Origin of the sequence: Corallococcus sp. 4LFB (assembly GCF_046520365.1) — a bacterium.
Taxonomy (GTDB): domain Bacteria; phylum Myxococcota; class Myxococcia; order Myxococcales; family Myxococcaceae; genus Corallococcus; species Corallococcus caeni.
Map to the genome: position 1 here is coordinate 1 of NZ_JBKGHJ010001223.1, position 539 is coordinate 539.

The 539-nt window shown below is 68.8% G+C and carries 1 protein-coding gene; it reads right to left on the reverse strand.

The annotated features are described in order from the left end of the window. Nucleotides 1-527, reverse strand: a 527-nt coding sequence (locus ACLEQD_RS45040; protein ID WP_410392013.1) for an AMP-binding protein, incomplete at its 3' end; no start/stop codon positions are given. Between the last annotated feature and the right edge of the window lie 12 nt (nt 528-539).

Consider the following 539-nt stretch of genomic DNA (forward strand, 5'->3'; position numbering starts at 1 on the left):
ATGACGTCCCGCTGCGCATCCAGCCAGACGCGGGTGCCAGCGGAGGGCAGCAGGGCAGCGAAGGGCTGGTGGGTCAGCGTCACGCTGACGTCGGCGTCTTCCAGGAGCGCCGCGATGCGCTCCACGGGAGCATTGCGATCCACCGGGACGAAGGCCGCGCCCACCTTGAGGATGGCGAGCAGCGCCGTCACCATTTCGAAGGAGCGCTCAACGGCGAGGCCAACGCGCGCTCCGGGAGCGATGCCCAGCGAACCCAGGTGATGGGCCAGCTGGTTCGCGCGGGCTTCAAGCTGGGCATACGTCAGCGAGTCCTCCCCCAGCACCAGTGCGACGGCGTGAGGTGTGCGCTGGGCCTGCTGGGCGAAGTGGACGTGGACAGGGACGTCCGTCGGACTGACAGCCGCCGTGTCATTCCACTCCACGAGGATGCGCTGACGTTCCTCTGCCGTCAGCAATTGCACGTCGGCCAGGGACTGCTCGGGCTTCGCGGCCACGGCCTCCAACAGCGTGCGCAGGTGGCTCGCCATCCGCTCGACGGT